The 12,293-nt window shown below is 33.8% G+C and carries 15 protein-coding genes (1 of these 15 cut by a window edge); 9 read left to right on the top strand and 6 right to left on the bottom strand.

The window, feature by feature from the left end; translation table 11 throughout:
* Positions 1–1,441: the 3' portion of a dihydrolipoyllysine-residue acetyltransferase gene (locus tag KM885_RS12910; RefSeq protein WP_216884106.1), read on the top strand. Its footprint begins 209 nt before the window's first position; only the last 1,441 of its 1,650 coding nucleotides appear in the window; the start codon falls outside the window, past its left edge; its stop codon occupies positions 1,439–1,441.
* Between the two features lie 6 nt (positions 1,442–1,447).
* The gene (lpdA, locus tag KM885_RS12905) at positions 1,448–2,854 is read left to right on the top strand and encodes a dihydrolipoyl dehydrogenase (RefSeq protein WP_216884105.1); all 1,407 of its coding nucleotides are present in this window, start codon (positions 1,448–1,450) and stop codon (positions 2,852–2,854) included.
* A 600-nt stretch (positions 2,855–3,454) separates the two neighbouring features.
* Here the strand turns inward: lpdA and KM885_RS12900 are convergent.
* Positions 3,455–5,017 (bottom strand): glycine betaine uptake BCCT transporter, encoded by a 1,563-nt coding sequence (locus KM885_RS12900; RefSeq protein WP_047186410.1) that lies wholly within the window; start codon positions 5,015–5,017, stop codon positions 3,455–3,457.
* Positions 5,018–5,321: 304 nt separating this feature from the next.
* Here KM885_RS12900 and KM885_RS12895 point away from each other — a divergent pair, with 304 nt between their 5' ends.
* A complete protein-coding gene (locus KM885_RS12895; protein ID WP_084824116.1) occupies positions 5,322–5,423 on the top strand; it encodes a GapA-binding peptide SR1P in 102 nt (33 codons plus the stop codon).
* A gap of 407 nt (positions 5,424–5,830) precedes the next feature.
* Positions 5,831–6,787 carry an NAD(P)H-dependent flavin oxidoreductase gene (locus KM885_RS12890; RefSeq protein WP_060668677.1) on the top strand — a complete coding sequence of 319 codons (957 nt, stop codon included), beginning with the start codon at positions 5,831–5,833 and terminating at the stop codon, positions 6,785–6,787.
* Between the two features lie 31 nt (positions 6,788–6,818).
* On the opposite strand, the gene KM885_RS12885 is transcribed toward KM885_RS12890, so the two are convergent.
* Entirely contained in the window at positions 6,819–7,436 is a 618-nt protein-coding gene (locus KM885_RS12885) for a YktB family protein (RefSeq protein ID WP_060668678.1), read from the bottom strand.
* Between the two features lie 290 nt (positions 7,437–7,726).
* Here KM885_RS12885 and KM885_RS12880 point away from each other — a divergent pair, with 290 nt between their 5' ends.
* Both KM885_RS12880 and KM885_RS12875 read left to right on the top strand, forming a co-directional pair.
* Entirely contained in the window at positions 7,727–7,909 is a 183-nt protein-coding gene (locus KM885_RS12880) for a hypothetical protein (protein ID WP_370447413.1), read from the top strand.
* 181 nt (positions 7,910–8,090) lie between these two features.
* Positions 8,091–8,897: an inositol monophosphatase family protein gene (locus tag KM885_RS12875; RefSeq protein WP_145523576.1), complete on the top strand. Its 807-nt coding sequence runs from the start codon at positions 8,091–8,093 to the stop codon at positions 8,895–8,897.
* Here the strand turns inward: KM885_RS12875 and KM885_RS12870 are convergent, their stop codons facing one another.
* Positions 8,898–9,080, bottom strand: coding sequence for a DUF5325 family protein (locus KM885_RS12870; RefSeq protein WP_047186405.1), 183 nt, complete (start codon positions 9,078–9,080; stop codon positions 8,898–8,900). It lies immediately after the preceding gene.
* A gap of 269 nt (positions 9,081–9,349) precedes the next feature.
* Here KM885_RS12870 and KM885_RS12865 point away from each other — a divergent pair, with 269 nt between their 5' ends.
* Positions 9,350–9,667, top strand: coding sequence for a YlaH-like family protein (locus KM885_RS12865; protein ID WP_047186404.1), 318 nt, complete (start codon positions 9,350–9,352; stop codon positions 9,665–9,667).
* Between the two features lie 40 nt (positions 9,668–9,707).
* Here KM885_RS12865 and KM885_RS12860 read toward each other — a convergent pair whose 3' ends face one another.
* The gene (locus KM885_RS12860) at positions 9,708–9,911 is read right to left on the bottom strand and encodes a YlaI family protein (protein ID WP_047186403.1); all 204 of its coding nucleotides are present in this window, start codon (positions 9,909–9,911) and stop codon (positions 9,708–9,710) included.
* Positions 9,912–10,070: 159 nt separating this feature from the next.
* Here KM885_RS12860 and KM885_RS12855 point away from each other — a divergent pair, with 159 nt between their 5' ends.
* Positions 10,071–10,313, top strand: coding sequence for a hypothetical protein (locus KM885_RS12855; protein WP_047186402.1), 243 nt, complete (start codon positions 10,071–10,073; stop codon positions 10,311–10,313).
* 72 nt (positions 10,314–10,385) lie between these two features.
* Here the strand turns inward: KM885_RS12855 and KM885_RS12850 are convergent, their stop codons facing one another.
* Both KM885_RS12850 and KM885_RS12845 read right to left on the bottom strand, forming a co-directional pair.
* Positions 10,386–10,994, bottom strand: a complete 609-nt coding sequence (locus tag KM885_RS12850) for a YhcN/YlaJ family sporulation lipoprotein (protein ID WP_060668681.1) — start codon at positions 10,992–10,994, stop codon at positions 10,386–10,388.
* A 158-nt stretch (positions 10,995–11,152) separates the two neighbouring features.
* Positions 11,153–11,650, bottom strand: a complete 498-nt coding sequence (locus KM885_RS12845) for a hypothetical protein (RefSeq protein WP_047186400.1) — start codon at positions 11,648–11,650, stop codon at positions 11,153–11,155.
* Between the two features lie 153 nt (positions 11,651–11,803).
* Between KM885_RS12845 and KM885_RS12840 the strand changes: the two genes are divergently transcribed.
* Positions 11,804–12,085 (top strand): Fpa/YlaN family protein, encoded by a 282-nt coding sequence (locus KM885_RS12840; protein WP_047186399.1) that lies wholly within the window; start codon positions 11,804–11,806, stop codon positions 12,083–12,085.
* The last annotated feature ends 208 nt before the right edge of the window (positions 12,086–12,293 follow it).

Below are 12,293 nucleotides of genomic sequence, written 5' to 3'. Positions count from 1 at the left end.
TGATAAAGCAGTTGTTGAAATTCCTTCCCCAGTAGATGGAACTGTTCAAAAAATTCATGTAGGAGAAGGAGAAGTAGCAACAGTAGGTAATATATTTGTTACTTTCGATGCAGAAGGATATGAAGGTGGAGAAGAAACTGATTCTCAAGCTCAATCAGAATCCACTGGTTCAAGTAAAGGAACCTTCGAATTTAAATTCCCTGATATTGGAGAAGGAATTGCAGAAGGTGAAATTGTTAAATGGTTCTTTAAAGAAGGCGACACAGTAAAAGAAGACGACGTTTTATGTGAAGTACAAAACGATAAAGCAGTTGTTGAAATTCCTTCCCCAGTAGATGGAACTGTTCAAAAAATTCATGTAGGAGAAGGAGAAGTAGCAACAGTAGGTAATATATTTGTTACTTTTGAAGCGGAAGGATATGAATCAGCAGAAACTTCAGCAGATTCTTCAGCGGAAACTAATAAACCACAAGCTAATAATACAAGTGCTGCCAGCTCAAATGATGATGGCAAACGTGTGATTGCAATGCCATCTGTAAGAAAATACGCTCGTGAAAAAGGTGTTAATGTTAAAGAAGTTGCTGGATCTGGTAAAAATGGACGTATATTAAAAGAAGATATCGATGCATTCTTAAATGGTGGTCAAGCAGCAACATCAGCTCAAGCTTCAACAAATGCTCAAGAAACTGCTAAAGCTGAAAAAGAAGAAGCTAAACCATATGTACCAGCTGGTGAAGAATTCCCAGAAACTCGTGAAAAAATGTCTGGTATTAGAAAAGCTATTTCGAAAGCGATGGTTAACTCTAAACATACTGCACCTCATGTTACATTATTAGACGAGGTAGATGTTACAGAACTTGTAGCACATCGTAAGAAATTCAAACAAGTTGCAATGGATCAAGGTATTAAGCTAACTTACTTGCCATATGTAGTAAAAGCATTAGTATCTGCATTAAAACAATATCCAAGCTTAAATGCATCTATTGATAATACTACTGATGAAATTATTCAAAAACATTATTATAATGTGGGAATTGCAGCTGATACAGAAAAAGGTCTTCTAGTTCCAGTTGTTAAAAATGCTGACAGAAAATCTATTTTTGAAATTTCTCAGGAAATTAATGAATTGGCAGATAAGGCAAGAAGTGGTAAACTAGCACCTGGGGAGATGAAAGGGGCTTCTAGCACAATCACTAATATTGGTTCTGCTGGTGGACAATGGTTTACTCCAGTTATTAACCAACCTGAGGTAGCCATTTTAGGTATCGGTCGTATTGCGGAAAAACCAGTTGTCAAAAATGGTGAGGTTGCAATTGCACCAGTACTAGCATTATCTCTATCATTTGACCACCGTATTATCGATGGTGCAACAGCTCAAAATGCTCTTAACCAAATGAAACGTTTATTAAATGATCCACAATTAATCATGATGGAGGCGTAGGTAAAAATGGTAGTAGGAGATTTTCCGATAGAAGTAGATACTTTAGTAGTAGGAGCGGGTCCTGGGGGATATGTTGCTGCTATTCGTGCTGCTCAATTAGGACAAAAAGTTACAATTGCTGACAAAGGTGCACTTGGTGGGGTTTGTCTAAATGTTGGATGTATTCCTTCAAAAGCTCTAATTCAAGCTGGCCATATGGTTGAAAATGCTAACGGCAATGCAGAGATCGGTATTACAACTAAAAATGTGGATGTTGATTTTACTAAAGTACAAGAATGGAAAGGTACTGTAGTCAATAAATTAACATCTGGTGTTCAAGGTCTTCTTAAAGGAAATAAAGTTGATATCGTTAAAGGTGAAGTTTATTTCGTAGACTCTAACACAGCTAAAATTATGGATGAGAAGAGCTCTCAAACATATAAATTCAACAACTGTATTATTGCAACAGGATCTCGACCAATTGAAATCCCAAGCTTTAAGTTTTCTGAACGTGTTCTTGATTCAACTGGTGCTTTAAGCTTAAAAGAAATTCCTAAGAAGTTAGTAGTTATTGGTGCTGGATATATCGGCAGTGAATTAGGTACTGCATATCTAAACTTTGGTACTGAAGTTACATTCCTTGAAGGTGCTAAAGATATCTTAGGTGGATTTGAAAAGTCTATGACACAAGTTGTTAAAAAAGGCTTGAAGAAAAAAGGTGCTAACATTATCACTGAAGCTATGGCTAAAGGTGTTGAAGAAACAAAAGACGGCGTTAAAGTTACGTATGAAGCTAATGGAAAAGAAGAAACAATTGAAGCTGATTATGTATTAGTAACTGTTGGTCGTCGTCCAAATACTGACGAAATTGGTTTAGAACAACTTGGTATTGAACTAACTGATAGAGGTCTTATTAAAGTTGATAAACAATGTCGTACGAATGTAAGCAACATATATGCAATTGGTGATATTGTACCAGGTTCACCATTAGCACATAAAGCTTCCTATGAAGGAAAAGTAGCTGCAGAGGCAATTAGTGGAGAAAAATCCGAAGTAGACTATATCGGTATGCCTGCTGTTGCATTCGTAGAACCAGAACTAGCTTCTGTTGGTCTTTCTGAAGATGAAGCAAAAGAACAAGGTTATGATGTTAAAGTTGGTAAATTCCCATTTGCTGCTAATGGACGTGCGTTGTCTTTAAATAGTACAGATGGTTTCTTGAAATTGGTAACTCGTAAAGAAGATGGATTAGTTCTTGGAGGTCAGATTGCTGGACCTAATGCAAGTGATATGATTTCTGAAATTGGACTTGCAGTAGAAGCTGGTATGACTGCTGAGGATTTAGCGTTAACTATCCACGCTCATCCAACTTTAGGTGAAATAACAATGGAAGCTGCTGAAGTAGTACTTGGAACTCCAATCCATATTATGTAATTAATGAAACATAATTAGTCAAAATGACCTAAAATGGTTCTGATTCATCGTAAGGCAATGATCAGAACCATTTTTCTTTGCTTTAATAAGAAAATATCTATTATTTGACCCTTATGTAAATCAACCTTTAAAAATTTAAGGAATGGTTTCACATTAATTGTGTGTAAAAGGAAGATGAAATGGACTAAGGTCGGCCAAATATGCAACGTTCTATTGCAACGCTGCCCTACATAGGGGTAAACCCGGCGTTAGCCGTAAAAGCTAGTTAGTCTTCTTTAATTCGCTTCCTGTGCGTTGCAGTTCGGTGTGGTCCTAAAAAAAGCCTCTCCGATTCCGTATTTCTAGATAAAAAGTGTACTTCTTTTCCAAGAAACGTATACGTGAATAGCGAACCTGCATAGGATGTGCCGACTTCTATGTTGTCCACAGGACGTTTGCGGACATAGTAAATTCCACTATTGGCAACGAACTTCTTTGGGGAAGGCCGACTAAAAGTGTTTTTGAACAAACTCTTTAAGCATAAAATAAAAGCGTGGCACTTCCTCAATATATTGAGTGGTGCCACGCTTATTATAAACTCACTAGATTTTGTCCCATTTTTTATTTCATATTCTTTTTAATTTCTCTAATAAATTTTTTCTTTCTAGACAATTCTATAATCTCTGCTTCTTCATTAAAAGCTTTAATCAAAGAAATTACAATTAATATCATAATGATTGAAAAAGGAAAAGCAGCTATTATTGATGCGGTTTGTAATGCACCAAGACCACCTTGCCACAGAAGTACAGCTGCAGTTGCTGATTGAATAACTCCCCAAGTAAATTTCACTTTATTGGATGGATCTAAGTTTCCGCCTGTTGTTTGCATACCCAGAACTAATGTTGCAGAATCCGCCGATGTTATAAAGAATATGGCGATTAAAATAATACCTAATATGGATATAAACGTTTCTAAAGGAAGGTTTTCAAGCACCGCAAATAAAGCGACTTCTTCACCACTGGTATTAATTTCTTCTATGATATTTGTTCCCTGAAAGAAATCTAAGTGTATAGCTGTGCCTCCAAAAACGGTAAACCACAATGCACCTAAAATTGTTGGGACTAATAAAACTCCTAAAATAAACTCCCTTATTGTTCTACCACGGGAAACGCGAGCGATAAAAGTACCAACAAACGGTGCCCATGCTATCCACCATGCCCAGTAAAAGAGTGTCCAATCATTTGTCCAGGCCATGTTTTCTTCATTAAAGGGAGACATTCGTAAGCTCATACTTGGTAAATCTTGAATGTAACTACCTAATGTTGTTGTAAAGAAATTTAAAATAAAATTTGTTGGACCAAGTATAAGAATAAATACTAGTAGAAGAAATGCAAGGATTAAATTAAGATTACTTAAATATTTGATTCCTCTACCAAGCCCACTTAAAGCAGATGCCATGAATAGTACAGTAACAATGAGAATAATTATTAATTCTAAAAAGATAGTTTGATCGATTCCAAATACATATGATAAACCACCACTTATTTGTATAGCACCAAATCCTAAAGAAGTAGCTACACCAAATACTGTGGCAAATACAACAATCGTATCAATAACGGTACCCAAAGTTCCTTTGATTCGGTCCCCAAATATTGGCTCTAATACTGAACTTACAACAGCGGGCGATTGCTTTCTGAATTTAAAGTAGGCTAAAGCTAAAGCCACTGTAGCATAAATTGCCCAAGGATGAATTCCCCAGTGTAAGAAACTATATTTCATTGCTGTATGTGCTGCATCAATCGTTCCACCTTCTCCATACGGTGGGTTATAAAAGTGAGAAAGTGGCTCAGCAGCCCCCCAAAAGACTAAACCAATTCCCATACCAGCACTAAATAACATGGCAAACCAAGTTAAATAAGAAAATTCTGGTTTATCCTCTGGTCTACCTAATTTAATCTTTCCATATTTAGAAAAGATTAAATAAATAGCGAACACTAAAAATGCTGTTGCACTAATTAAATAGAACCAACCAAATTGATCAACGAGAAATGCTTGTATAATAGATGTAACATGATTTAAATTTCCCTTTGGTAATGTTTCTTGGGGAATAACACCCCAAATAATAAATAAGGCTACGATAATTACGGATATATAAAAAACCTTCGTTATACTTCTTTTTTTCATTCAATTCCTCTCCTTATTCATATCTGTACTTACTTTACCCGTATTTTACTAATCCGATTCAGTCAAATTAAAGATTGCACCTTGACTAATGTACATGTTTTTTAGGTGAGTTGTAAAATGAAATGCATAAAAAAATATAAAATTGCAATAAAAGATAATTCCATAAATCCCCAAAAAAATTCATTAAGGAAAAGGGATAATGATCAAAAAAATAATTATGTCATACTATTTAGTCTTGACCGCGGTAATGTGACATATTATAATGTACATAAGGTATAACATAAAGGAAAGGGAGATGGCTTAAATGGGTACAATCGTTTGTAAAGAATGTGAAAAGGTTATTGAAACATACGAAGAAGAAAAGGTAACAACTCTTTATAGTACATGTCCTACATGCAATAAATAAATATTTTTGCAAAGAGAGCATTTTTATAATAAAAATTCTTACACTCATTGTTTAATGGGTGTATTTTATTGTGAATATTTACACCGTTCAAGTTAAAACGAAGGAATTTTATTTAGTGATCCCCTCGTTACTAATTAATCTTAATTAATAGGCTTTCACTTTTTTATCACACGAAATGATTCCAGTGTTTCATTTTTGTAATCTTTGTACAGGTAGGCCGTCCCGTTTATTTTTTACATATAATTAATATTTACCTTCATGGTTGAAAACACATTTTTTCATTTGTAACTAAGGTATTATAGCAGAATTAGTAATTTAATTTTTGTACAGTAAAGTTATAGTGTTAGCAGGTATCTAAATAAAAATGTTAAAATTTATATAGATTAAAAATACGAGGGGGAATAGGCATGAAGTTTCAAACCCGGCTTACAGAATTATTAAATATAGAATATCCAATTATTCAAGGAGGCTTAGCTTACCTGGCTTATTCGGATTTAGCTGCAGCTGTATCTAATGCTGGGGGATTAGGGCAAATAACTGCAATGAGTTTGGGTAGCCCAGAAGAATTACGTAAAGAAATTCAAAAAGTTAAAACACTTACAGATAAGCCTTTTGGAGTCAATTTTGCTATTGGACAACATGGAAGACGTTTCGATCACATGGTAGATGTCGCAATTTCAGAAAAAGTTCCGGTTATTTCTGTCACAGGGGGAAATCCAAACGAGCTCCTTGATATGGTTAAGGGTCACAATATTAAAACATTAGTATTAGTGGCGGCGAAACGGCAGGCTAAAAAAGCAGAAGAATTAGGTGCAGATGCCGTGATGGTAGTTGGCCAAGAAGGTGGTGGCCATCTTGGGCGTAGTGATACAGGAACACTTGTGTTAACTCCAGATGTAGTGGATCATGTATCTATACCTGTTGTTTCATCTGGTGGCATTGTGGACGGAAGAGGATTAATGGCAGCTTTAAGTCTTGGAGCAGAAGGAATAGAGATGGGGACAAGGTTTATTGCAACGAAAGAATGTGTTCATGCTCATGAGCGGTACAAACAAGCTATTTTGCAAGCAGATGATAATAGCACAGTTGTTATTAAACGGTCAATAGGTGCCCCAGCAAGAGCACTAAAAAATAATTGGACGGATAAAATTTTAGAGATAGAAGAACATAATGATGGATATGAGTCACTTAAAGATTATATTAGTGGTAAAGCAAATAAACGCTTTATTTATGATGGGGACAATGAAAATGGTTTTGGATGGGCAGGTCAGTCTGCCATAAGAATTAAAGATATACCAACGGTTGATGAACTTATACAAGGTATTATAAAAGAAGCAGAACAAGTTGTAAATAAATGGAAGTGAGAGGGGGCTGCTATACAGCTCCCTTTTCACATTAATGTGTTTGTAGCGAGGATTGATAAAAAGGAATTAAATCTTCATAGGTTTCTTTCGTAAATTTGAATAATTTTTCCCCATTTCTAACCCGTTCATCATCTGGAGAAAGGTGCTTCCCAATTAAAAATTCACCCTTTTTTACATCTCGAAATCTCTCAAGATGTTTTATATCTAGTTCAGTAATAGGAAAAGATTCTTTTTTTGTATGATCTAACGAAATTACATAATCGTTTGGGAGTTTCTTCAAATCTTCAAATTGGTTGATAAATGATTGTGCAATCTTCTCTTTATTTGGAAGTTCGTAAATAAAAGCAAGCCAAACAAATAGATGATCATCAAATAGTCCTAATTGAAAATGAGGGTGTTTTTTATACCCCCTTTTATTATTTCCTATGGCTAACCAGGTATCTTGTGGCGGGTTTACCGTCCTTCTAGCATGCTTGGCGATATGCAAAAACATTTCATTTCCCAATTCGGCTGAAAGAACGTCAACTAATTGACTACCAATTAATTGAAATTTCGGCTGTATTCGGTTTTGAATTGCTTCCATTCTAGAATCTAAGCCGTCAATATGAAATGTTTCAAAGTCTTCTTTGTTAAATCCTTGTAATGACATTTTAATCATCCTTCCAATAAATTAAATATTCATTCGATTAAATTACAATCAACAACTTTTGAATAGGTTTCACTTTATTATAATAATTATTATTAAGTAATCATATAATGAAGTCAAGTATCGCAAATTTCGAAACAGAAGTTTCCTAAGACAACTAGAGGAAATACTTATTATAACCATCCTCTTCTGAAAATTAAACGAACCAATTATCATCTTAGACATAAAATATATAAAGTCGGAAGTTAATGGAGCTAATAAATTAACTGAAGGGAGAGGCTCTTTTGAAGTTCGTGATGGAAATTATTAAGAGAGAAGAAGCAAAAGAAAAATTGCCGGTTATAAAAATGGAAATTGATTACGAGCTAATGACACTTTATGATGCTATTCAAGAAGATGACCAAGTGCAAATTATAAAGTCAAAAGAACGATTAACATTTTTGGTAAAACAATTAACGGAAATAAAAAAGTACTAGAAAACTAGGCATTCGCTATTAGGCTTTAGCGAATGCCTTAGTTATACCTATGTTGGAAGAAAGTATATGTTTTTCAATCTGCCAGGTATTCTTTATTGTTTTTTTCTATCAAGTGGACTTGATGACTTGACTCCTTGGTTTTGATACAATAAACGTATATTGTAAAAATGGAGGATTTACTATGAACCATGAGATGCTTGAAGAAATTTACACAAATGCAAAAAAATGGGTAGAAGAAGCCGGGGAAAATATTCGTAGCAAAATTAATAATCCATTAACTATTGATACTAAATCAAACCCAAATGATCTTGTTACTACAATGGACAAGGAAACAGAATTATTTTTTGTTTCTAAGATAAAAGGGACTTATCCTAATCATTCTATTATCGGTGAGGAAGGCTATGGCGATGAATTAACTAACTTGGATGGAACAGTTTGGATAATAGATCCCATTGATGGGACTATGAACTTTGTACATCAAAAACGTAATTTTGCTATCTCGATAGGAATTTTTCATGATGGTGTTGGTGAAATTGGCTTTGTATACGATGTTATGAATGATGTTTTATATCATGCAAAAAGAAATCAAGGAGCATATAAGAATGATACAAAATTAGAACCTCTTAATAAGGAAGTAGTTTTAGAAAAGGCAATAGTTGGAATGAATCATTTTTGGCTCTGTAATAATTTGACAGTAGAAGTAGAAACCATGCAAAAATTTGTAAAACATGTAAGAGGAACAAGGACATATGGTTCAGCTGCTTTAGATTTCGCTTATTTAGCTGAAGGTATAACGAATGGCTACCTTTCTTTAGGTTTAGCACCATGGGACGTTGCTGGAGGAATGGTAATTGCTGGAGAAGTAGGAGTAGTGACTACCAATGTAGATGGAACACCTTTGGATATGTTAAATAAAAGTACAGTGGTAGCAAGTAATCAAGCTCTCCACTACCAAATTATCCAATTTATAAAAGAAGGAAGGAAGTGACTATTTTACGTCACTTTTTTCCTTCCTTTTTAACGATAGGCCGTATCCCATTATAATAAATCCCAATAAAATAAATAAAAGTATAACCCATATATTTCGATAGGTAATCGAAATAGCAGCTCCTATAAATGATGCTACAACCAATAATGCTAGCGTCAACATTTTTCCGTTAATATTTTCCATCAAGACACCTCTATTTCGTTTCTATTATAACTTAAATCATTATAATTTTCAAAAATCCACTTTCTATACGATGTGTCAAAAAAGAGAATAAAAAAACTTCTACGTTACCCAAAGGACGTTGGCAACGTAGAAGTTAAAGGAAGGCCGACTAAAGACGAGCTTTGCGCCCAACTCAATATCCTTATTAAATTCACTTTCTACTAGCATGATTATTAAAGGTTTAGTATGATAAGATAGTAAAGGTATGAACGTTAAAGTGGGGGAGACAGATGGATAATTTTAGTTTTTTTGTATTTGATATGGTACTGAACCAATATGGGGTTGAAAACATATTTTGGATATTTTATGTACTAAATTTAATTCTTTCCGTTATAGCATATAAATTAGGCTTTGCTAGAAAATTACCGCTTCTACAATCCGTTATTGTGTACATACTTTTATTAGTCGGTGTATATATTCTGACGATATTCAGTACGGTCATGAGAATGCCTAGTGTTGAAAGCTTGATAGTCATTAATTTAGTGTTAGCGATTTATCGTACTAGACTTCACTTTCAGCGTAGAGCTAAAAAAGAAAATGCTTCTTAAATATAGAAAAAGCGCCTGATCAAAGGCGCTTTTTCTATATTTAAATGAAAGGGTCATGTTGTTTATTTTCTTCAAATAGATAAAATCTTCCCGTGGCATGACGTTCTTTTGTCTTTTTATCTATTCTTTCACGGCAATCTGGACATAAATACATATAGGTTCTACGATTTCTTAGTTTTTTAGCTTCTTTGGTATTATCTTGTAGGCTATCTATTTTATCACATAAAGTACATTTAACCTGCATATTCTCACCTCAAACCAATCCATAAATTTTGCAGGGTGGGATGAATTTTCACCTTAGACAAATTGTTAGTAGAAATCCTCTTTATTATATCATAAAAATACAATGTTTTTAGAATGAAAATGGGGGTATATACTAATAAAGAGACTCGGAGGTGATAATATGAAAAAAATTTTTATGTATACAGCGTTAGGAATAATGGGTGCAGCAATTGGAGTGATTGCTGTTCAATGCTACTTAAAAGGTTATCAAAATAGTGATAGGGATAGTAATTCAACTTTTGAGAATGCTGGTGTTCCTGATCAATCGCCAATTGTTAATGAAACCCAACTAGAAAATTCAAAAATGGTTTCTGAGGGTTCTCAATTTGGAGTCCACTACTATAATGAAAATAAAAACGACTAAAGAGGGGAGTTAACTTTTCTTTAGTTTAGTATAAAAAAGGCATTCGCTCACCTAATAGCGAATGCCAACCCTCTATTTGTTTAGATTATGATTAGATTGTTCTTTTTCAATTTCTTCTAATTGTTGTTGTTCGTCTTCAGGAATATTTTCTTTGTTTTGATCAGGTTCCTCTGGTACATCGTCTCTTATAGGAACATTAGGCATATATCTACCAACGATTGCTGATAGTTCATCGACAAATCCTTGAACAGGGTGACCTTGTCTTATTTTCTCGGCTATACCTTTTAACCTCTCTGTAACATCTGCATCAGCAACAACTACAGCTGTTTTTCCGTAAGGATCATGATATAAAGACTCCAAAACAGTATATTTAATTGTTCCAACTCGCGATCGATCTAAATCTTTATCTACATCTATTCCCACTACCGCATATGGACCTGCAACAACTGTCGTTGCATCGTTAACGTCCGGAACTCTGCTAGCAACATTTGATAAATGTGTTGCTATTTCTGCATTTGATAAATCTTGTAAATCATGTGGGCTTGAGTTTTTTACTTGCACAAATTGATCATTTGTTTTCCTTGATTCTAAAGAGCTTTCGTCATTTTGTCCAGCACATCCCGAGAAAATGAACATCGTTAAAAGCGAAATAATTAAAATGAACTTTCTATTTATAATCATTTCATTCCTCCTCAATCTTGCGTTATGCTTATTTTGGATGGAATAAAATAATTTATACTCGGTACATGAAAAATCTTGCTATTTCAAAAAACTTTACTAACTTTTAAACAATCCCTAATGCAAAAAAGCTGCTATACATATAGCAACTTTTATAACAATTAATTAATTTTTATTTTTTTAATGTTTTTAATAGGATCATTTTTATTCATTCCATTACCATAGATAAAGTAAACAGGTCCATCTTTTTTAATTGGCTTACCATCAATAGCAAATAAAAAATAACCATTTACTAGTTGATCTATATCGATAGTTACTAACTCTTGATTATCCTCAGATAGAAAAGTGGCACTTTTTGCAGAATCATTAATTTCCGCATTTTTTACGAAATCGTAAAGAGGCATAACATAGGAATTTTTAAGTATTTCTTCACCTTCCTTTTTGGTCAGGCCCTTATTAACAGGAGGTACTTTCGCATTTGACTGAAATACTTCTCTGTTATATCTCTCGGCTAACTTTTGGGTATTAGGGATATCTTCCTCTGATTTAGTATTTTTCGTAAATGCTTCATCGAGCAATACTTTTCGTTCGTCAAAAATCCAAACAGTTGGATCTAAAGTAATGGAATAGGAAACATTTCCTATAATTGGTACGATCATTTTGTTCTCTCCCCTTCATTTATGTATCTTTATTAAGAATAGCAGAGAAAATTATATTTTTCACCATAAAAGAAGACTTTATTTTATTTGCATTTTTTGAGTGCTAGCTTTAATATAATATAAGAAAAGTCTCTAGCGGGGGGGATAATTTTGATGCCTGAGGTTACTGTGAATCACCGCGATAAAGCCCATGCTCTTCTTAAGGCTGATGCTGAAAAAATTTTAAGACTTATAGAGGTTCAGATAGAAAATTTAACAATGCCACAATGTCCCGTATATGAAGATGTTTTGGATACTCAAATGTTTGGTCTTTCAAGGGAAATTGATTTTGCAGTACGTTTGGACTTAATAAGTGAGAATGAAGGAAAAGAACTTCTGGAAAATTTGGAAAAAAAATTGAATATACTCCATGAGGCTTCTCAAAATTCATTATAGTTATTTTGTTCCATAGATTTAAGAAAGAAAACGCAAAAACTTTGCCCACATTATAGTTATTGGCAAGGTTTTTTTGTTTCTTTACAATTAATAAAACAGTAGGTTGAAAATTTTTATTCTTCAATAGATTTTACATAAATAACATTCATGTGGTAAACTATTAAAAATATTTCTATTTTCATCTACTATTTAAAATACATAGATTAAT

Origin of the sequence: Oceanobacillus caeni (genome assembly GCF_019037185.1) — a bacterium.
In the GTDB taxonomy this organism is placed as follows: Bacteria; Bacillota; Bacilli; order Bacillales; family Amphibacillaceae; genus Oceanobacillus; species Oceanobacillus caeni.
Note: the sequence above shows the minus strand (reverse complement) of the source record. Positions and strands in the feature narration are given on the sequence as shown.

Coding starts and splice junctions, on each gene's coding strand:
- KM885_RS12865 (WP_047186404.1), top strand. CDS start 9,350: ATGGATAATTTTAGTTTTTTTGTATTTGATATGGTACTGAACCAATAT.
- KM885_RS12855 (WP_047186402.1), top strand. CDS start 10,071: ATGAAAAAAATTTTTATGTATACAGCGTTAGGAATAATGGGTGCAGCA.
- KM885_RS12840 (WP_047186399.1), top strand. CDS start 11,804: ATGCCTGAGGTTACTGTGAATCACCGCGATAAAGCCCATGCTCTTCTT.
- KM885_RS12890 (WP_060668677.1), top strand. CDS start 5,831: ATGAAGTTTCAAACCCGGCTTACAGAATTATTAAATATAGAATATCCA.
- KM885_RS12860 (WP_047186403.1), bottom strand. CDS start 9,911: ATGCAGGTTAAATGTACTTTATGTGATAAAATAGATAGCCTACAAGAT.
- lpdA (WP_216884105.1), top strand. CDS start 1,448: ATGGTAGTAGGAGATTTTCCGATAGAAGTAGATACTTTAGTAGTAGGA.
- KM885_RS12885 (WP_060668678.1), bottom strand. CDS start 7,436: ATGTCATTACAAGGATTTAACAAAGAAGACTTTGAAACATTTCATATT.
- KM885_RS12845 (WP_047186400.1), bottom strand. CDS start 11,650: ATGATCGTACCAATTATAGGAAATGTTTCCTATTCCATTACTTTAGAT.
- KM885_RS12895 (WP_084824116.1), top strand. CDS start 5,322: ATGGGTACAATCGTTTGTAAAGAATGTGAAAAGGTTATTGAAACATAC.
- KM885_RS12850 (WP_060668681.1), bottom strand. CDS start 10,994: ATGATTATAAATAGAAAGTTCATTTTAATTATTTCGCTTTTAACGATG.
- KM885_RS12900 (WP_047186410.1), bottom strand. CDS start 5,017: ATGAAAAAAAGAAGTATAACGAAGGTTTTTTATATATCCGTAATTATC.
- KM885_RS12875 (WP_145523576.1), top strand. CDS start 8,091: ATGAACCATGAGATGCTTGAAGAAATTTACACAAATGCAAAAAAATGG.
- KM885_RS12870 (WP_047186405.1), bottom strand. CDS start 9,080: ATGGAAAATATTAACGGAAAAATGTTGACGCTAGCATTATTGGTTGTA.